Here is a 20731-nt window from a genome sequence, read left to right as displayed (position 1 = left end):
GTGTTTATCTAGGCAGCGATTAACTTTTACGAAAAATGAAACGTTCTTTTGTGATTTTTGTGTTTTTTAAATAACCTGTAACATTTAAAAGTTAACCGACACTCGCAACCTTTGTGCTTATGTGCTACCAGCATAAGCAGCTTAAATTTTCGCCGCCTTAACAAATGTCAAAAACCAAGTGATTTTTGTGTTTTAATTTATCTAAACCTGTTGGACTGCGGTAAATACTTAATATTATTAGCATTTTCCAAGATGTTTGCAGGAAGGTGCTAGTTTAAAAGTAGCAAAATTGTATTAAGAGAAACCAAGTGGGATGAAAAAGATGTAATCAATCAGAGAAGGGGGAGGGCGCCAAGACCCTAACAAAATACGTTAAGGCCTTAGCTCAATATCGTTGGCTAAGCAGCCGTTTTACTTAATTTAGTGTAGGCAGTTTCTTTTACTTGGGTAATACACGGAATGGCTATCAAAATAAGTCCAAAGAATACCCAAAAAGCTAAATCGTAGCTTGAGTTCATTCCATAAAATACCCCGGTAAGCCAAATACCTAATCCGCCGCCTAAGCAATCTAATACGGTAATTGTCCCTAGTATTTTACCTGCTGATTTTAATCCAAAACAATTAACTGCAGACAATTGAATGGTCGTGTACACGCCGCCCCAGCCTAGGCCGAACAATACGATTGCTTCCCACAAAACAGCTTTATTCATCAATGCTAATAATAACGACCCGGTCAACATTATCGCAATATTACCAATGAAAACCTTTTTGAAATGTATGTGGTCAGCGACAAAGCCAAAAACAAATTTACCAATCAACGCGCACATAAAAAATAAACTAATTGCGTTTGCGGCAGTGCTAGTTTCAAACCCCAAATCACGCATATATAGGAATAGATGAGCTTGAACACCTAAGACCGTATAAAAGGTGGTCATGGCAACTAAAGTAAGTGCCCAAAAAGTGCGGGTGCGAAGAGCGTCTATATAGCTCATACCTGTTAATGGTTGAGGTTTGCTTTGCTCCGCTGTTTGGTTGGCTTTCTGCTTCATCTGTGAAGGGCGATCTTTTACTAAAACTGCGACTACAATCAACATAGTTAAAGGAAATGCGACGGCCCATTGCATGGTTTCTCGCCATCCGAACAATTCGTTCATATATAAACCGTATTGAGGGAATAAAACACCTCCTAAACTAGTGCCAACTAAGGTAATACCAATGGCCGCGCCACGTTTTGAGGTAAACCAATTGGAAACTAAAATAACCGCAGGATTAAGACCACATAGAATCAATACTAAGCCTAGTAATGCGTGGACGACATACAATCCTTGCAATGAATCTATTTGGCTATATGAAAAATAAGCTGTGGCTAATAATACCCAACCCATAAGTAACGCACGTTTAGCACCTATCTTGTCGATTATCATGCCACCGAAGGGAGCTAATAAAGCACTAGTGGCAAAGGTCACCATATCTCTGAACTTTAGTTCTCCTCGGCTCCATCCGAATTCTTTTATTAGGGATTCATCAAAAACAGATAAACCGGAAATGCCCATACCGTTACTAACAAGTAACGCGATACATGCAATAGAGGCGATTAGCCATGGATAATGTTTATTCATATTATTTCCAATGTTAGTCATTGTGTTTTAGGTATTAGGTTCTGCTTAAACGAAGTCGAGTGGATCTGGTCCGAGTCGCTGGTTTTTATCTAACGCATCTATTGTTTTGAGTTCATCCGGAGTCAAAACGAAATCGAAAACATCAATATTTTCAGCAATACGAGATGGAGTAACAGACTTAGGTATGACTAAGGTGTTTTTCTGTATGTGCCAACGCAATACTACCTGTGCTGGAGACTTTTGATGCGCTGCTGCGATGGCCATCACTTCTGGACGCTCAAAAATACCTTCACCACCTTGTGCTAAAGGACTCCATGCTTGGACCAATATATCCCGTTCAGTGCACCATTTAGATAAGGATTGTTGGCTAAATAGGGGATGTTTTTCGATTTGGTTTATTACTGGTGTGATGCCGGTTTGCTGGATGAGAGTGTCGATATGTTCAGGTAAAAAGTTGCTCACCCCAATGGATTTTATCAAACCGCTGTGTTGCGCTTTAATTAACTCTTTCCATGCATTGGTATATTGACCTAAAGAAGGTGCGGGCCAATGGATCAGATAACAATCTAAATAATCTAGTTCTAGAAGCGTTAAACTTTTCTCAAGGGCTTTTTGGACATTACCCTGATCTTTGTTCCATAACTTGCTGGTAACAAAAATGTCTTCTCTGGCTAAATTACTCGACTTGATGGCAGTGCCAACACCACTTTCATTTTCATAAACAGAAGCTGTGTCAATTAAGCGATAACCCGCATCGAAAGCAGCGTGAATGGCGCTTACAACCTGTTCGTTACTGGCCTGCCATACACCCAAACCCAATTTGGGGATTGCATTTCCATCTAACATTTTAACGCTATTTGTCATTGTATTCTGTTCCTTTCGCGGATGCTTGCGCACTGCATTTAGCCTAATAAAAGGGAAGTTATAATCCTAAAGAGCCTGGATTAACAAGTCGCTCGGGATCAACTAGCCTTTTGATACGTTCAATGAGTTGTAAAGCTGTTGGTTTCAGACCTTCTTTATAGGCATAACTCTTTCCTATTTGGAAATGCACACCACCCATCTCACTGAATTTTGCCGCTATTTCTTTTTTTATCTTGGTAACGGCGTCACGGGCTTCGATGTTTTCGTCAAACTTTTTCAATTTATTATAATGGGCCGACTCTACGCTTTTTTCGTGCAATTCGTTGAGACAGTCTTGCCAAAAAAATACCGGCTCAATGACGAATGCATTGGTAGAAATAACCGCAAATAAATAACCAACACCAATATTCAATCGTTCCATTTCAGCTTTGTGACTAGTAAAAATGGCTTCAGCAGCATTAAACGCAGGGATGACTTTTGAGTGAGGGAATTGACCATGAACGGGTACCCAACGCTCACCATTTGGGCCGACCATATTATTTACTGGACCAAAAGGGTTCGCTCGGAGGATTTTGGGAATCGTATTTTCAATCTCTTTACCGTTATTTTTTTTCACAATGGCGCGGATATCATCAAGACATTGTTTTGCCGCTTGTGGTGAACGCTCTTCTACAAATGCATGTATTGAAAAATCAACATCATCCATAAAACCTCTGCCAGCAAACGCTATCTTAGATCCTTGTTTGATGGCTTGGCCAATAGACCCTGCTGATTTCATAAAACCAACCAGTGCTTTAGCATCAGAGGCTAAACTCTCCCGTTGTTTGCGCTGCGCTTGCAAAAACGGATCGAATCCGAAACATTCCATGGCTAAACCACGACGAGAAATTTCACTCATCGTAGTTAATGCATCATCCGAACTCTTAAAGTCCATCGAAATGTATTCTCTGGCAGTTAATTCGGGCATTAAGCGAAATGTTGCCCGTGTTTTAAATCCTAACGAGCCAGTATCGCCAACAAATAAACCAGTTAAATCTGGTCCAAAATGGCGGAAAAAAGGAGTGCCATTGACTTGAGCTGCTGATCCGGTTTCTACTATTGAACCGTCAGCAAGTACGACTTCGATACTGATAACAGAGTCACCTATAGCTCCAAAGTGACCGGATCCCCAAAACATACCATTTTGTGATAACCCGCCACCTACTGTAGCATAAATTCCTGACAATGTTCCCCAGCATGGAGTACGCAAACCGGTACCTTTCAATGCTTCATAAAGCGCTTTCCATGTACATCCACACTCAACTGTGACGTACATATCCTGTTCATTTATTTCTAGCACTTTAGACATTCTACTCATATCAATAATGATAGAATTGTCTTGTTGCGGCACATATCCACTGGTGTACGACATACCTCCACCGCGGGGGATAGTGATATATTTGTGTGCTGTAGCTGTTTTAACAACGTCAGCTAATTCGCTAGTAGAGCCTGGCTGAACAACGGCAATAGCAGGTTTTTCTTTAGTAAAAACATCTTGCGCATAGAGACTACAAGAATAGGAATCGGTTAAAACGTGTTCTTGACCAACAAATTTTACTAAGCTTTCTAAAACCTGTGATATATCACTTCTGCTATTCACTCTTCGTCTCCAAAAAAGTCTATTCAACTGAGCTAGTATGCGTGTTTGTTAGTGATATTCAGTTTCAACCTGACACTATAAATCTATTGGTCGCATGCTAAATCTAATTAGTAAAGTACTATTAATATAACAATAAAGCAATGTGTTCAAGAGATTAAACCAGCGATAAAGCTAGAATCGAAAAGTTAGGTGTCCATCTGCAGGCATAGTTCAACAAGCTAACTGATTCTTCCAACATAATCATATTAAACTTAAATAAATTTATCTAAATCATATCCTTAGGATTTCGTTGAGGTGCACAAATTATGCTTTGTTAATGGCTTAAAATGAACCAAGACTAATTTATTTGAAGAAAAAGACCGAATGATATATATTTATATCTTTATTTTGTCGGTGTTATGTTATGAATCCAGATATAGATGTGGAAATTAGTGAAGTAGGCCCACGAGATGGTTTGCAAAGTATCAAACCAATTATGTCTACTAATGATAAAAAACGCTGGGTTAGTGCGTTAGCCGCGGCTGGCATTCCTGAAATTGAAGTCGGTTCATTCGTACCAGCGAGTATTCTTCCTCAGTTAGCTGATACCGCTGAAATAGTCGCTCATGCGCGCACAATTCCGGGCTTAAATGTGGCTGTGTTGGTCCCGAACTATCGGGGAGCTCAAGATGCAATAAAAGCCGGTGCACATAAAATAACTATTCCTTTGTCGGTGTCTGAAACCCATAGTTTAAAAAATGTACGCCGGACACACGCTCAAGTAATTCAAGAAGTTGCAAAAATTCGAGAATTGATTAATCAATCAGATAATCCGCAAAAACCGATATTGGAAGGTGGATTATCTACTGCCTTTGGTTGCACTTTAGAAGGAAATGTACCTGAGTCTAAAGTTTTCGAGATGGCTGAGAAATTAATTGAAGCTGGTTGTGACGAAGTGGGCTTATCGGATACCACAGGCTTCGGTACCCCAAATCAAGTGAAGCGATTAACTCTCGGGATTTGGGAGCTAGTGGGCAAAGACAGACTTACAGGTATTCATTTGCACAATACTCGTGGTCAGGGACTCGCTAATGTGATGACCGCCCTCGAGGTCGGCTTAAAAACCATAGATTCTTCAATGGCAGGAATCGGCGGATGCCCATTTGCTCCCGGTGCTTCAGGTAACATAATCACTGAAGACTTGGTTTTTCTACTTGAGGGTATGGGGTTAAAAACAGGAATCAACTATCAGCGTTTATTGTTAGCTCGAAAAATTCTGCGTGACAGTTTACCTGTTGAAGTTGATTTGTATGGCTTTACACCTGAAGCTGGATTGCCGAAGGGGTTTCAGATGGCCACAGCACAATATTAATTGATTTCACAATGTGTTTCTGCATGAAGTTGCAACTATGAAAATTAGTACAATAAATGGAACTAGTTTCCAGCAAAATAGTGGCGAAACAATTCTTGATGCCAGTATCAATGCTGGCTATCCGATTAATCACAGTTGCCGTTCTGGTCGCTGTGGTTTTTGTAAGGTGCAATTACTTTCCGGCGAAACTTCTGCGTATCGTGCAGAGCAACTTTTACAGCAAGACAGAGATGACAATTGGATACTCTCATGTTGCCATACCGCGTTGACTGATATTGAAATTGATGCCGGTAATCTTACTCAAGTAATCATTCCTAAAGTTTGTTCGATTCCCTGTGCGATTGATGCAATTGAGTTGTTGAGCCCGACAATGTTAATGGTAACTTTACAGCTACCATTGATAGTTAAATTTATGTATCTAGCTGGGCAATACGTGGATGTATTTACATCAGAGGGACTATCAAGCAGCTATTGGTTGAGTAAAGCGAGTGTAGAGCAGCAAAAAATAGAACTACATATTGCGCACAATGAACTAGATCCTATGCATCAATATTGGTTTCATCAAGCCAAAGTCAAAGACCTTCTTAAACTTGAAGGACCTAAAGGTACCCACTTCTTGCGTGACACTGCCCATCGAGATCTGTTCTTTCTAGCGTTTGGGGCTGGTATTGCTGCTATTAAAGCCATGCTAGAAGCCCATGCAAATTTAGCAAAAGACAAGCAAGCTGCAAGTATTACCGTGATTTGGCAAGGTCAACAGCCAGAAGATTTCTATTTTGATGTAGCGCAAATGGATAGTGATATTCGATTTATTCGCACGTTGTCTTCAGCTTGTCCCGCTTGGTCTGGTCAATTGGGTGAAGCGCAAGATGTTATGTTGGGTATGCAACCCCAAATGCACAATGCTGATGTGTATGCCACTGGTCCTGCTTTTAAGTTAGAGCATGCACAAAAAGTATTAAGCCAGCATGCTCTTAATCCTAGACGTTTTTTTTCACAGGCAACCTGTGAATAAGTTTGCGATCAATGTCGGTTTACTTCGGCCGTACTTTTGTCCTAACCGAAAATGTTCACAGACTTCCAGACTTGCCCGATTCAGTAAAAAGCGCTTATTTCAGCAGTTGCAGAAATCCGAATATTAGTGCGCAAATATTGACAATTGTCATAGTGAAGTGAGTGAGTTAACGGTAGATTAAATCCATCTTGGCGCGATTATATCTGAATTGGTTTAGCTGTAATCCTATATACATCAAGCACTTGTGTTTGCAGTGCAGAGTCATACGAGTTTACCCCTTCTTGTCTGAGTAAGGGTGAAGTTTAGTTTAGAAAATAGCAGAAGATATACACATAAAATCTTACTAATAATAATGTAACTTCGGAGAAAGCACTATGAAAAAAGCGAACATAAGCCTCATGATTAAAATGGCCTTGGGGGGCGTTTTAGCTTCCTCAGGTGTCGCTTTTGGGCAAGACAGTCAAACCTCTGATTTAAGCCTAGAAAAGATTACGGTGACGGCACAGCGGAAAGAGGAAAGTATCCAAAGCTCTCCTGTTTCCATTTCCGCACTGGGTCCCGAAGATATTGAACGACTACAAATTGATAATACAAAAGATCTAAGTCAGGTTATGCCCAATGTCATGATTAAGGGGGTTACTGGTGGTAGCGCCGGGATTACGCCTTTTATTCGTGGTGGAGGGGTGACCGATGGTGCACTTATTACTTCTGAGCCAGAAGTGGGTATCTACATTGATGATGTTTATCAACCTCGATCTGCGGCGTCTTTCATTGAATCCCTAGAACTAGAACGCATTGAAGTACTTCGTGGGCCGCAAGGAACACTTTACGGACGTAACAGCTCGTCAGGTGCCCTGAAAATTATTTCCCGGGTACCAGATGATTTATTCCGCTTTAAAAACGAAGTAGGGATTGGTAGCTGGAACGAAATATATGACAAATTTAGTATCAGTGGCCCGCTAAGTGATGACGAAAAGCTGCGCGGTGGTATTACAGGCATGCTGCGCAAGCGCGATGGTGGCCGCCAGTATAATGCAACATTAGATAAAGAGGTTGGTGAAGAAGACTACGCAGGTTTCCAGGGCGACTTATTTTATGAAGGTGAAACGTACACCGCAAGGTGGAAGTACTTTTATACCAATTATGAAAGTGACGGCCTATATGCATCCTCCCTTGACCCTTTTCAAGTTGATAATGAATACGACCAAATACCCTTTACCTCTGGCGAATTCGATACGGTTTTATCGCCTTTTGAATCCTCAACTGAAGATAAACAATATGGTACCAGTGTCCATCTAACCAAACAAATCAGTGATTCCATGAAGCTGTTATCGGTTACCTCATGGTCAAAGTTGCAGAATGATTGGTCTACTGGGTTCAGTGGCGGTGTGGCAAATGCGTTGTTAGGCATAGAAGGTGATGGTTACGTGGAATTATTTTCACGGGATTCCGTCAGTGATCAAAACAGTTTTAGCCAAGAGTTACAATTGCAGGGCGAGGCTTGGGAAAACCGAGTAAGTTATATTGCCGGTTTGTATTATTTTAACGAATCAGGCGAACAAATTGTCAATTCAACGGTTTTCTTCGCCCCTTCCTATGGCGATTTTGACATAGATACAAAAAGTTATGCGGTATTCGGTCAGGCTAGTGTCAACTTAACAGACAAACTTGGTTTGATTGTTGGTGCCCGTTATACCCGAGATGAAAAATCCCTTGACGCTACCCTAGAAACAAGTCCGGTAAACCGTGAGGATACCTTCAAAAAATTCACGCCTAAAGTGGCCTTAAACTATCAAGCCAACGACGACTTGTTGCTTTACACAAGTTACACCGAAGGCTTCAAAGCTGGCGGATACAATAGTTTGGCGTCTACACCAGAAGGTCTTAATACGCCCTTTGAGATGCAAGTGATGGATGCTTATGAAGCGGGTTTGAAAAGTGAATGGTGGAACAACCGTTTACGTATCAATGTCGCCGGATTTTTCAATGAATATTCTAGTTTACAACAACAATCTGTAGACGAATTTGGTTCATTTATTACTGAAAATTACGATGCCGAACATAAGGGTATCGAGGTCGAACTTAATGTTCGTTTAACCTCTAATTTGAATTTATGGGCTAACGGTGTTTCCCAAGATAGCGAATATACCGCTGTCAGTGTTAATGGCGTTTCGTCAAACGGTGGCTTGGTCGGCAACAAAATGACCAATGTGTTTGAGTTTCAATATGCAGCAGGATTGGACTATACACAAGACATTGGTGACGGAACCTTAATGTTAGGCACGAATGTTAATCATCGTGATGATTATTATTCAACAGCAGATAACTCAGAGATTGGTCATATAGAGCCAGTAACATTAATCGATGCTTACGCGGCTTACGCCTATGAACGCTGGAAATTCACTTTATCGGGTAAAAACCTTGGTAATGAAAAATACGCGTTTACCGGCTTTGGCTTTAGTTTGATTCAACCTCGTTTTATGGCCGACCCGATGACGTGGCGATTGAGTGTATCGTACGAATTATAGAAAAATCATCTGGAAAGGTTAGGACAATGTGAGAACCACATTGTCCCTTTATAACGCTTAAACACTCGACATCTAAATGTCTTTGATGTGGTGTTTGATGTAAGCACTTACTCTTTTTGAATAAAGGTGAAATTAATATGAAATCTACACAGATTATTGTGGCAGGTGCAGGCCCTGTAGGGACGGTTACCGCATATCGTCTAGCAAGTATGGGGTTTGATGTCATGTTGTGTGAAGCCGGCCCTAATTGTGCTGTTGATTTGCGCGCATCGACCTTCCATCCGCCTACTTTAGAAATGCTTGATGAGCTAGGCATGGCCGACGAACTAATCGAACGAGGACTGAAAGCGCCGATTTATCATTTCCGTGAACGGGCAACCGGAGAGGTTGTTGAATTTGATTTATCTGAATTAGAAGGTAAGGAAAAATTCCCTTACCGCTTGCAGTGCGAACAACATGTACTAGCCAGTATGGTTGCCGAAAAATTAAATAATCATCCTAAAGCTGAAGTTCGATTTAGTCACCGAGTGGTCCACTTTGAACAGACCGACGATGGGGTTGAAGTGGCACTAGAAGGGCCTTTTTCGATTGAAAAAGTAAAAGCCAAATATTTGGTCGCCGCGGACGGTGGTAATTCAATTATTCGCAAATGGTTAGGCGTTGAATTTGAAGGCTTTACCTACCCTGAAAAGTTCTTAACCCTATCTACAAAAGTTGAGTTAAAAGACTACATCGATAACCTTGCTTACGTTAGTTACGTGTCCGATCCAAAAGAATGGATGGTACTGCTACGTGTGCCAAGTGTTTGGCGAATTTTGGTACCTGCTAGTGAAGATCAACCAGACGAGTACTTATTGTCTGATGAGAAGAAAAACCAGGTATTCCGAGATTTAATCGGTCGTGATGATGTTGAGACTGAACATAGAACCATTTACCGGGTACATCAACGGGTAGCTAAAAAATTCAATCACGGACGAGTATGTTTGGTCGGTGATGCTTGTCATATGAACAATCCACTAGGTGGTTTTGGCATGAATAGCGGTATTCATGACGGTTGGAATTTAGCCGACAAAATCAAGTTAAACCTTACCGAAGGTCATGATGACGCTAATTTTGAATTATATGACGCTCAACGTCGTCCAGTAACCCATAGTTTTATTCAAGCGCAGACGATGCAAAACAAAAAGCTGTTAGAGCATAGTCCTGAAGAGAACCATGCGATGCGTTTACAAGAAATGCACGATATCTGCAATGACGACGAAAAACGCTTAGCTTTTCTGAGACGACAAGCCATGTTTACCAGTCTTGAAGAAGCTAACAAAATCAAATAGGAAAAATAATGAAAGACGCACTTGGATACAGAGCTAAATTTGGCGTATTAGGTCCTTCGACTAATACAATTGTGCAACCTGAATTTGATGAAATGCGCCCTGCTGGTGTCACAAATCACTACAGCCGTATCGTAATTGAAAATGCAAAAGCTGTTTCAAATGATAGTTTTATGGCCGGCACCAAGATGATTGATGAAGGTACCGAGGAAGCGGTAAGAGGCGTATTAACTTGTGCACCTGACTACTTAGTTATGGGTATGTCTGCGGTGACTTTTTATGGTGGTGCTAAAGGCGCAGAAGCCTGGAAAAAACGCATTGAAACGTTTTCAGGCTTAAGAATTTCAATGGGGTCAGAGTCACTTATTGCTGCGATGGAAGCTATTGGTGGAATTAAAAAGGTAGCCTTTTTATCGCCTTATTTCCCAGTTGCAAACAAAGAAGTTGAAAACTATTTGAGCGATTACGGATACGAAACTGTGCGTGATATTCCGTTACAACGTCCTAGCTGGTTGAGTATTGCTGAAACACCGTTTTCAATGTCTCGCGATACTGTGAAGAAACTTGATAGCGATGATGTTGATGCAATTATACAAGTTGGTACTAACCTTTGTATGGCAAGACTTGCGCCTAAATTAGAACTTGAATTAGGTAAACCAGTTATTGCGATTAATACGTCCACTTATTGGCATGCATTACGTGCATACGGCATAACCGACAAGGTTAGCGGTTTTGGACGTTTGTTAGAGGAGTTTTAAGATGGAGTATGATTACGTACCAATTAGCGAACGTGGTCAATTAAAATGGCCCGATGGTAAAAAAGTCGCTTTGATTTTAACCTTCAATCTTGAAACATGGGATCTGACTAAGGACACCGACGAGCCTTACTATGCTGGTGGTCCAGCAGTATTGCCGGATACTTTGCCTGGTAATATTCCTGATTTTCCAAATTTCAGCTGGCGTGAATACGGTCAGCGTGTTGGCATATGGCGTTTATACGAGCTATTTGATGAACTTAAAGTAAAAGCCAGTTGTACGACTAATGCAGTCACTTTTGAGCGTCGTGCTGCTATGGTGCAAGCTTGTTTAGATCGTGGGTGGGAATTGATTACCCATAACTACGAGCAAGGTGAATTACTTACTAATTTCGCACATCAGCCAGAAAAAGAGCAAGAAGTTATCTCTCGTTCAATCGATATGTTTGAACAATATGTTGGTAGACGTCCGGTTGGTTGGTTGTCGTCGTCATTGCGCGGTACGCTAAATACGCCAGCTATTCTTGCTAAAGAAGGCTACAAGTTTTATTGCGACATTATGAACGATGATCAACCCTTTATGATCCGCACTGATAACGGCCCAATAGTGTCAGTTCCTTACTCTAATGAAATCAATGATTTCACTATCATAACTCGCCGTGGACACACTACCGACGAGTATAGAGATATTTTGATTGAAGAATTGAATGTACTGTATAAAGAAGGTGCAACTCAGGCTCGTATCATGAACGTTGGATTACACCCTCATGTTACCGGTCGAGCTTATCGGATTAGAGCGATTCGAGAGTTTATTGAATACGCAAAAACCTTACCTGATGTTTGGTGGACGACACGAGAAGAGATTGCTGATTGGTATTTAGAACATCAGCAAGAACATCATATTCCTGGTCAAATATAAGTCGAACTGAAATCCAATAAGGAGCCTTTTATGACGAATGCAATACTAAACGACGGCGTTATTCCAGAACCGCAAACTCAAGCAGTACGCGATTTACTTGCGACAACACCTGATAAGCAGCTGTTCATTAACGGAGAGTATTGCTCGCCTAAAAGTGGCCAGTATTTAGAAACCTGCGATCCTGCTACGGGTAAAATCATAGCGCGCATCGCCAATGCGAATCAGGCTGATGTGGATAATGCGGTCGCCGCTGCACAACAAGCATTAAAGGGTCCTTGGGCAACGATGACACCTATGGAACGCAGCATGATTCTAAATCGTATCGCTGATTTAGTTGATCTGCATATGGATGAATTATGCGAATTAGAGGTGCTTGACCAAGGTAAGCCATGGTTTGTGGCACGTTGGGCGGAAGTGCCAGCTGTCGCCGGACAGTTTCGCTTTTTTGCCGGACAAGCACTGACCCTTGATGGCAATACGTTGAACCCATCAGTGAATTACCAACCTGAAGGTAAACAAGTTCATGCCTGGACTGTGCGCGAACCTGTGGGAGTGGTCGCTGCCATTACCCCTTGGAATTCACCGTTAATTCTTACTGCCATGAAGTTAGCTCCAGCGCTCGCCGCAGGCTGCACCATAGTGCATAAACCCGCAGAACTAACTTCGCTCACAGCATTACGTTTGGCCGAGTTAATTACTGAAGCGGGCGTACCACCTGGGGTAATGAATGTTGTGACCGGTGACGGTGCGCAGTGTGGAAGTGTGTTAGCCAGTCATGCGGGTGTGGATAAAGTGGCTTTTACAGGTTCAACAGCTACTGGTCGCGCAATAGTCGAAGCCAGTAAGCAAAATTTAACCCGTGTTACGCTAGAGCTAGGTGGTAAATCGCCAGCCATTGTACTCCCAGATGCTGACTTAGATTTAGCTATTCCAGGCATTGCCAATGGTATCTTTTTCAATGGCGGTCAAGTGTGTGTGGCGAATTCGCGAACCTATATCCATCGTTCTATTTTCGACAAAGTTGTTGAAGGTATTGCAGCTTATGGAGCAGGTTTGAAAGTAGGGCATGGGTTAAACCAAGATACGCAAATGGGACCTGTTGTTTCTGCTCAACAAGCGCAAAAAATTGAGCAGTATATTAAAGGGGCGAAAGCTGAAGGTGCGACTATTTTAACCGGTGGTGAACGTTTCGGCAGTGCTGGGACTTTTATACAGCCCACTGTGGTTACAGGTACAAGCACCACCAGTCCTATTCATTGCCAAGAAGTCTTTGGTCCGGTAATTGTTGCAGAACCTTATGATGACATTAACGAAGCGTTGCAGTGGAGTAATGACAATGAATATGGTTTAGCGGCGAGTGTTTGGACTGAAAATTTATCGACTGCCCATCGTTTGTCTCGTCAGATACAAGCCGGAACCGTTTGGATTAATACCCATTCTATGTTTGACCCAGCGATGCCTATCGGTGGAATGAAAAACTCTGGTTATGGTCGTGACAGCGGCAAGCAAGCCATGGATAACTATTTGGAGTGGAAAACGGTGTGCGCCGTTTTGTAGTGTTAATTTACTCTCTGTAGTAAATCAGAAAGCGGATATTGATGTTTCAATATCCGCTTTTTTAATTGCCCTAGCATCTGTGTTAGACGCTAGGTTAATTGATTGTTGTTAGTTGCTAAACAACCATTTTTCAGTGGTTTTCAATTGGTCTTCAAAACCTTGGATGGCACCTTTTTGCAGCAGGGTTATTGATATTTCATCGTGCCCTTGTAACAAATTTTGGCGTCTAGATTCATCAACAGTAAATGACCAACTGTGCTCAGTTCCATAACTCACTTTACAATTTTCTAAGTCAACAGTAAGTTGAATTGCGTCATGTTGTGCCGTTAGCTTGAATAACTTATCAACTACATCTGAAGGTAAAACAACGGGTAATACGCCGTTTTTGAAACAGTTGTTATAGAAGATGTCAGCGAAGCTAGGCGCAATTACCGCCTTGATTCCATAACCTTTTAACGCCCAAACTGCGTGCTCTCTGCTTGAACCACAACCAAAGTTTTCCCGCGCAATAAGAATGCTGGCATCAGTATATAGAGGGTTGTTCAAAACAAAGTCTGGGTTAGGTCTGCGGGTTTTAGTGTCTGTCCTGACATCACCAGGATCTAAATAACGTAAATCATCAAATAACCAATCACCAAAGCCAAATTTACTAATCGACTTTAAATATTGTTTTGGCAGGATTGCATCAGTATCGACGTTGCTGCGATCAAAAGGTAAAACAGTACCTGTGTGAGATAAGAATTTTTCCATTATTGGACTCCACCTTCAGTGATATCGACAAAATGACCAGCAATAGCTGCAGCCGCAGCCATCGACGGGCTTACAAGGTGGGTTCGTCCACCACTGCCTTGACGTCCCTCAAAATTACGATTTGAGGTAGAAGCGCAATGTTCTCCCGTCATTAAACGATCGGCATTCATCGCTAAGCACATAGAACAGCCAGGCTCACGCCATTCGAAACCGGCAGCCAGAATGATTTTGTCTAAACCTTCAGCTTCAGCTTGTTGTTTGACTAAACCAGATCCAGGTACCACCAAAGCTTGTTTGATTGTTTTGGCAACCTGCTTACCTTCAACTACTTGCGCAACAGCGCGAATATCTTCGATGCGAGAGTTGGTACAAGAACCAATAAAAACACGATCTAAGTTAATATCAGTTATTGGTTGTCCGGCGCTTAATCCCATGTAATCAAGGGCTTTTTGATAGTCTTCAGATTTCCCTTTGAACAGGTTTGGATTGGGGATTAACTGATCAACAGATATCACCATCTCTGGTGACGTTCCCCAACTTACTTGCGGTTTTATATCTTGCGCATTAAATTGAAATTCCACATCAAATTTGGCATCTGCATCACTATGCAATTCTCGCCACATAGTCGTCGCTTCTTGCCATTGTTCGTTTTTAGGCGCAAAAGGACGACCTTCAATGTAATCCTCGGTAACCTGATCATAAGCAACTAGTCCCGCTCGAGCGCCAGCTTCGATGGCCATGTTGCATACTGTCATGCGGCCTTCCATGCTTAAGCCGCGGATGGTTGAACCAGCAAACTCTATGGTAAATCCAGTGCCAGCGGCAGTGCCTATTTTACCAATAACATAAAGCACAACGTCTTTGGCAGTAACACCTGGATGCAGTTCACCGTTTACTTCTACCAGCATATTTTTGGCTTTGCGTTGCAGTAAACATTGGGTGGCTAATACGTGCTCGACTTCGGACGTACCTATACCCACTCCCAATGCGGCAAATGCACCATGAGTTGCGGTGTGAGAATCGCCACAGACTATTGTCATGCCAGGCAGTGTTAGCCCTTGTTCTGGCGAGATGACATGCACTATTCCTTGACGTATATCCTTAAGATCAAATTGCTGAATATTGAAGTCATGGCAGTTATCATCAAGGGTTTTTACTTGGATTCGCGATATGTCATCGGCAATACCTTTGATGCCTTCTTCGCGACCAGTGGTAGGTACATTATGATCTGGTGTAGCAATAACTGAGTCACGACGCCATGGTTGCCGGTTTGCTGCGCGCAATCCTTCAAAAGCCTGGGCTGAGGAAACCTCATGTACTATGTGCCTGTCTATGTATATCAACGACATGCCATCTTCAGAAGTCGTTATACAGCGACGTTCCCAAAGTTTGTCGTAAAGGGTTTTAGGGTTATCTTGTTTAACCATTTAATCTATTCTCCGGATTTCGTTTACTGGCAATTTGCATTTAAATGACTGAAACCAACCGCCGGTTTTGCAGCCATGCTTGATTTGATTTTATCTTTTCGTTACCTAACTTTAAGCGTGTTGGAATGCAGGCGTAATAGATGCTCGAAGATGGATTTCTTCTATGCAACGGGCTTCAATTTCGTCAATACTGTCACCGTGATTGGATAGTGAAATTTGGCCACCTTATACACAAAGCGTTTCTCGTACTGTTGCTATGGCGTTTAAATCATCCTTGTTGTCAGAAATGTCAACAGCTAAAAGATGAGTCATCTTTTCATTCCCTCAGGTTTACTAAACTCAGGTTTTTAATTTATCTGGTTTATTGCTATCTGGTGTTAACTCGCTAAACACGCCATGCATATTTGTAACGATGGATATTTGCGAACTAGAGTAGCGGGCGTTGTTTTTCACGCAATGACAAATATCAATGTTGAAACACTTTCATCTGGTAAATCTGTGTTGGGGTATTGCTTGCTAACTAGGTTTTTGGATTCGAGAAGTGGTTTTAAGTGAACAATAAACGATATTGAGTGTATGGAAGCCTGATTTAGATGATAAAAATCAGGCTTTTATTTTGATTTGTTCTATTTTCTGCTTAGGGCAGTGGGTCCTTCAGTAGAAAGTAATGAGGTTAGTTGCTCTATCCCGTCAGATTGTGCAAAAAAGTAGCCATTAATCATTAATTCAGAAATTTTACTGACTTGCGTAAGTTCGGCTAGTTGTTTTGGACCAGGTAACTCTGGACGACAAATGGCACCTCCAAAATAGTGATCCACATCATCTAGCACCAGTGCGTAATGGTCGTTTGTCGATGCCGCCATCTCATAAGCATCAAGATGCGCTGACCAGTCTAACGAGGCACCCATTGGAATGTCATTAGTGCCGGTTTGAATTAAAGCTGGGACGGCTAAGCCAGAAAAACCTTGTTTATCAATTAATCCAGGCATCGCTGGTGGAGGAGAATAGGCTAATACCAATGCCACACGAGGGTCTGCTTGTGATGCATTCATGCCGTCTGGAATAGTAGCGTTTACGCCACCTTTTACTAACGCAGTTAATGCGCCATAGCTATGACCTGCGGCAATATAACGATCACCGCCATAGGTATCAGCCAATAATTGCATGTCTTCAAGTCGAGCTCGCCAAGACATACTGCGTTCAAATTTGTCACGCAAAGGGTGATCTGTTGAATCCATATGTAATGCACTATACACAGTGAAACCTTGTTCTATCCATGGTTCGATTAACGGATCATATTTCCAAGGGGCAGACAATGCGCCATGAGAAAATAGTATTACTCCTTTTTGTTCGCCTTTAGCCTGCCACTTCCAAACGGAAACGTCTCTATCATTTACTTTTAATGTTGTTGTCTGCGCTTCAAGCGCTAGAACCTGTGTACACAATGAGAACAGTATCGTTAGTGCAAATAACAGCCGATTAAATATCCGTTGTTTGTGGGGGGGAAAAAACATTTTATATACTCCTGTCAGCAGTTCTAGTTTAACGATACGAGTGATTACCTAGGTATATCACTCTTATATCTTGAATAATTTGATAACTGTCAAATCATTCAACAACAAGCTTAAATAAACGTATTTTTTGGTGCTTATATACTGATTTAACATCAAAAAAATCTGATTATTGACATTTGTTAATGCATGGGTGGTTTTCTGCAGTTAAGTTAAGCTCTTAGGCTATCAAATAGAGCACTATTTCATAGGCGATAAAAGCATATTACCCAGCCCCCAAGTCTTCAAACCACAGGGTTTTCGATAACAAGGACAGGTAAATTTGAGCTATCAAAAGAATAAAAGAGGAATAATAAATGGAAATTAGCAACAAGATAATAGTCGCAGTACTAAGTGCCACCTTGTACTTAGTCAATATACCCTCTGCATTTAGTCACAGTGATGAAAACGCAACTGAAACTCATACAACTCGCACGTTATCCATGGATGATGTTAGAGCAAAGTATGCTGATAGTAACTCGAAATTTGTTGATTTGGACGGTATCAATGTTCATTACAAAGACGAAGGGAAAGGCCCCGTTATACTGCTTGTCCACGGAACATTAGGCGATTTATTTGATTGGGATGTTTGGACGCAGGAGCTATTGAAATCTGGTTTCCGTGTAGTTCGTTTTGATATTCCTGGATTTGGTTTGTCGGGCAATATTGCTAATGGTAACTATTCCGTTGATCGCACCCACACCCTGATTGATAGCTTAATGGACCATGTTGGCGCAGAGAAATTTGGCATAGCTGGTATCTCTTATGGTGGCATGGTTGTTTTTCGATATGCCGCAACCCGCACCGATAGAGTAACGTCCATGGTACTTATCAATTCTGCAGGTATTCAGACCGCTAATGCAGTTAAGAGAAAACCAAAAACTCCGGGTGAAAAACCCAAACGTACTAGTATCTTTATGTACTCACCGGTGGTTGAAAAAGATGACATAGTCTCTTTTTACGACAACTATATTAATGACAAAAGTAAAGTTACGCCTGAATTTGTACAACGGAAATTGGACTTTTTGAATATTCAAGAGCGCGATAAAACATCCATCGCAACCTTTAAACTTTATGAAAAAGGCGATCCGCAAAGAGTCTTATCCCATGTAAAAGCCCCAAGCTTGATAATGTGGGGAACGGCAAATAAAGCGTTAGATACAAAAACCGCTAGTGCATTTATTGATGCTTTACCTAATGCGTGTTTAACCAAGTTAGTTACTTTTGAAAGTGGCGGTCACTATATTAATATTGAACGTCCAATCGAAACAGTAAAAGTTGCTCAGTCTTTTTTCCTAGATCTGAAAAGCGCCAAACTTTGTAAGTAGCCATCGCTTTGCATCAAACTGAACTGTCGGTGAGCGAAAGGCTCAGCGACAGTTTTTTATGTAAATGACTACTGAGGACAAGAACCCAGATGCCAGTTCTGTGCATCTATACTGTATAAACTGGTATTTCCCCATGTAGAGCCAGTCAGTGCTTCATCGCTACCTTGTGCAAAATAGCTAGGTGCGTACGGATTACCTGAGCTATAAGCCCTGCCTGCAGTCTTATGGTAATAATTGTAAGTAGTGAATTGCTCACAAGTTGATTCGTCGTCACCATTTCCACCGCCATCATTATTGCCACCGCCATCATCTTTTGAAGTACTGCATGCCTGAACTGGTCCAGTACAACTGGCGTCATCATCTTGCCACTGACACTGCTGTGCTGAAGCGGTTATTTCATTAAGTTTAAATGCATTGGTACTGTATTCTAAATAGCAATTTGCATAATTTGTGTAGTTTAATCGGCCAGCGTTTATATGTTGATCTAATGTGGCTGTTTGGCCAGCATCAATGCTGAAACTGACAGTATCCGTTGCTTGTAAGTTTGTAGAATCGGTGGCCACAATAGTGGCACTTTGCTGACCGCCGGCTAAACTGCATGCCTGAGCACTAAAGGTGTTACCTTGCAATTGAGCCGTTTCATTTCCTGTTAAGAAGCTGACAATTACACTACTTAAATTCTGATTAACGTCTACCACTTTGCCAGAAACCGTGGCGCATTGATTATTCACAGTGGCAATAATTTCAGTTAAAACAGGAGCTGTAGCGGGGGGCGCAGGTCCAATTCTAACGGTACTCGAAGTCGCCTCAGATTGCGCTCCCAGGTCATCTGTCGCAACGGCCGTCACCAGATATAGCTCATCTGCAAGGCTGGCGCTTGAAATAGAAAAGCTGTTATTAGAGAAGGTTTGAGTACTGCTAGAATAATTATTCCCAACCGAATCTTCTATTTCAAAATCAACCTGTATCACCTGTCCATCAGGGTCACTGACAGTGCCCGTAATCAGAATTGTTCCGCTATTTTCCTGAGTATTTAAGGAATCTACCACAGGCGCTATATTGCGGCTTACTCGCTGATTGTTGTCAGCAAAAAATTGTCCTAAATACATCGCATAGTTAATGCCTGCGCCACTGATATAAGAGCCACTCGCTCCTTGGCCTCCAGACCAAGAGTGGTCAACCCCATTTAACCACAACATTGAAACCCGGTTGTCTTGCCATAAAGTTTCATCGGCGGTTCTGCCGGCTAGGGTAATCTGTTGGCTGCTAGGGATTTGTTGTACGCCATAAACAGCGGCCATTCCTTGTGCATTTTGTTGGTTGTAACAGGTGTCAACCGTGGTGTCAGCATCTCCATGTGCTATTGACGCAATCTGTGTATCGAAATGAGAAGCAAAAGCGCCAGCATAAGTTTGGCAGCGACTGGCTACATTGGCCGACTCGCAACTTCCTAGTGCGCCACTGGAACTCGTGCCAATACTGGGGCCCGCGCTAATCCCCATTCCTGCAAAAATATCTGGGGCTAAACACGCTGTCGTATTCGCAAATGATGCCCCTGAAGAAAGTCCTGAAATATATACCTGATCATCATCAATGTTATAAGTAGGGTCACTGCGCAATGCTGTGGCTAGATTAATTAGGTTTTGATAATCAGCGGCTGTTCTTGACTTGGTCCCTTGCCAATATGACCAGCAACCAAAACCTGCTTTATTCATGGCGTTGGGCACAGCAACTACCATTCCATAAGCCTCAGCTGCTTGTTCCAAGTTTGCATTTAAATAAGTATCTATTGACTGAGTGCAGCCATGCAAAACTAACAACAATGCTCGTCCTTGACCCACGGAAGAGATGCTATCGGGGGTATAGATATGTACCTGACTAAACCCACCTACAGATTGATTATTTTGCCAACTACCGGCATTTGCACCTGAGGACAAGATTAATGTAAGCCAAAATAATCCATTCAGGATTCGAATATTTTTTAATAACATGTGTTTACCTTTTTTGTTAAAAAAATGTAAACGTAGCTTAGGGGCTTGTTTGAAATTTCGCCTTAGTACTTTAGTACAGCGCAAATCTCAGCAGTCAAATCACTCAGTAA

General features: G+C 41.9%; 15 protein-coding genes. 8 read left to right on the top strand and 7 right to left on the bottom strand.

The genetic code is table 11. The features are described 5' to 3' along the window. Nucleotides 1-398: 398 nt before the first annotated feature. From Q4567_RS08400 to Q4567_RS08390, 3 genes are read right to left on the bottom strand one after another with little or no spacing between them, the layout of a single operon-like run. On the bottom strand, nucleotides 399-1619 hold the full coding sequence (locus Q4567_RS08400) for an MFS transporter (protein ID WP_216049312.1): 1221 nt from the start codon (nucleotides 1617-1619) through the stop codon (nucleotides 399-401). A 45-nt stretch (nucleotides 1620-1664) separates the two neighbouring features. Then, nucleotides 1665-2483, bottom strand: coding sequence for an aldo/keto reductase (locus tag Q4567_RS08395; RefSeq protein ID WP_252729300.1), 819 nt, complete (start codon nucleotides 2481-2483; stop codon nucleotides 1665-1667). Between the two features lie 58 nt (nucleotides 2484-2541). Continuing rightward, on the bottom strand, nucleotides 2542-4122 hold the full coding sequence (locus Q4567_RS08390) for an FAD-binding oxidoreductase (protein WP_216049311.1): 1581 nt from the start codon (nucleotides 4120-4122) through the stop codon (nucleotides 2542-2544). Nucleotides 4123-4525: 403 nt separating this feature from the next. Here Q4567_RS08390 and Q4567_RS08385 point away from each other — a divergent pair, with 403 nt between their 5' ends. From Q4567_RS08385 to Q4567_RS08355, 7 genes are all read left to right on the top strand, one after another. Beyond that, complete coding sequence (locus Q4567_RS08385; RefSeq protein ID WP_216049310.1) at nucleotides 4526-5473, top strand: hydroxymethylglutaryl-CoA lyase; 948 nt, start codon at nucleotides 4526-4528, stop codon at nucleotides 5471-5473. A gap of 37 nt (nucleotides 5474-5510) precedes the next feature. Beyond that, nucleotides 5511-6488, top strand: a complete 978-nt coding sequence (locus Q4567_RS08380; protein ID WP_303500069.1) for a 2Fe-2S iron-sulfur cluster-binding protein — start codon at nucleotides 5511-5513, stop codon at nucleotides 6486-6488. 374 nt (nucleotides 6489-6862) lie between these two features. Next, nucleotides 6863-9016, top strand: coding sequence for a TonB-dependent receptor (locus Q4567_RS08375; protein ID WP_303500068.1), 2154 nt, complete (start codon nucleotides 6863-6865; stop codon nucleotides 9014-9016). A gap of 137 nt (nucleotides 9017-9153) precedes the next feature. Beyond that, a complete protein-coding gene (locus Q4567_RS08370) occupies nucleotides 9154-10347 on the top strand; it encodes an NAD(P)/FAD-dependent oxidoreductase (protein ID WP_216049307.1) in 1194 nt (397 codons plus the stop codon). Between the two features lie 8 nt (nucleotides 10348-10355). Further along, entirely contained in the window at nucleotides 10356-11102 is a 747-nt protein-coding gene (locus Q4567_RS08365) for a hypothetical protein (RefSeq protein WP_216049306.1), read from the top strand. Nucleotide 11103: 1 nt separating this feature from the next. Continuing rightward, complete coding sequence (locus tag Q4567_RS08360; protein WP_216049305.1) at nucleotides 11104-12018, top strand: polysaccharide deacetylase family protein; 915 nt, start codon at nucleotides 11104-11106, stop codon at nucleotides 12016-12018. 30 nt (nucleotides 12019-12048) lie between these two features. Next, nucleotides 12049-13575, top strand: coding sequence for an aldehyde dehydrogenase (locus tag Q4567_RS08355; RefSeq protein WP_216049304.1), 1527 nt, complete (start codon nucleotides 12049-12051; stop codon nucleotides 13573-13575). Between the two features lie 108 nt (nucleotides 13576-13683). On the opposite strand, the gene leuD is transcribed toward Q4567_RS08355, so the two are convergent. The 3 genes from leuD to Q4567_RS08340 form a co-directional block, all read right to left on the bottom strand. Then, complete coding sequence (gene leuD, locus Q4567_RS08350; RefSeq protein ID WP_216049303.1) at nucleotides 13684-14325, bottom strand: 3-isopropylmalate dehydratase small subunit; 642 nt, start codon at nucleotides 14323-14325, stop codon at nucleotides 13684-13686. Next, a complete protein-coding gene (leuC, locus tag Q4567_RS08345) occupies nucleotides 14325-15752 on the bottom strand; it encodes a 3-isopropylmalate dehydratase large subunit (protein ID WP_303500067.1) in 1428 nt (475 codons plus the stop codon). The genes leuD and leuC overlap by 1 nt, the downstream gene beginning before the upstream one ends. Before the next feature lie 626 nt (nucleotides 15753-16378). Further along, complete coding sequence (locus tag Q4567_RS08340) at nucleotides 16379-17266, bottom strand: hypothetical protein (RefSeq protein ID WP_216049301.1); 888 nt, start codon at nucleotides 17264-17266, stop codon at nucleotides 16379-16381. A 353-nt stretch (nucleotides 17267-17619) separates the two neighbouring features. Here Q4567_RS08340 and Q4567_RS08335 point away from each other — a divergent pair, with 353 nt between their 5' ends. Then, nucleotides 17620-18630, top strand: a complete 1011-nt coding sequence (locus Q4567_RS08335; RefSeq protein WP_216049300.1) for an alpha/beta fold hydrolase — start codon at nucleotides 17620-17622, stop codon at nucleotides 18628-18630. 68 nt (nucleotides 18631-18698) lie between these two features. Here the strand turns inward: Q4567_RS08335 and Q4567_RS08330 are convergent, their stop codons facing one another. Beyond that, nucleotides 18699-20621, bottom strand: a complete 1923-nt coding sequence (locus tag Q4567_RS08330) for a PHB depolymerase family esterase (protein ID WP_303500066.1) — start codon at nucleotides 20619-20621, stop codon at nucleotides 18699-18701. Nucleotides 20622-20731 lie beyond the last annotated feature (110 nt).

It is taken from the genome of Aliiglaciecola sp. 2_MG-2023, assembly GCF_030548145.1.
GTDB lineage: Bacteria > Pseudomonadota > Gammaproteobacteria > Enterobacterales > Alteromonadaceae > Aliiglaciecola > Aliiglaciecola lipolytica_A.
The sequence above is the reverse complement of the archived record's forward strand: the minus strand, read 5'-3'. Positions and strand labels throughout refer to the sequence as shown.